Consider the following 321-nt stretch of genomic DNA (forward strand, 5'->3'; position numbering starts at 1 on the left):
GTGCTGTGGCTCGGAGGGGCTTCTGCGCCAGCGCTGATGCGCAGCTATTCGCTGTCAGGCGAGCCCAGCGCCACCCGCTACCGCGTCAGCATCAAGCGGGAGGCCCATGGCGCTGCCAGCGGCTACATCAACGACGAGCTGCAGGTTGGCGACATCGTGCAGGCAAGTGCCGCACGCGGCAATTTCACATTGCGGCCAGGCAATACGCCGGTTGTTCTGATGAGTGCCGGGATCGGAGTGACGCCGGTGCTGGCGATGCTTCATGTTTTGGCGGCCGAAGCATCGCCCCGGGAAGTCTGGTGGTTATATGGAACCCGCAAT

At 63.6% G+C, this 321-nt stretch carries 1 protein-coding gene; it reads left to right on the forward strand.

Features of this window, described 5'->3' with window-relative positions:
• On the forward strand, positions 1-321 hold a 321-nt coding region (locus AF337_RS05815), incomplete at both ends, for a ferredoxin reductase domain-containing protein (RefSeq protein ID WP_483150616.1).

This window comes from Rhizobium ecuadorense, assembly GCF_001187535.1.
Lineage (GTDB): Bacteria > Pseudomonadota > Alphaproteobacteria > Rhizobiales > Rhizobiaceae > Rhizobium > Rhizobium ecuadorense.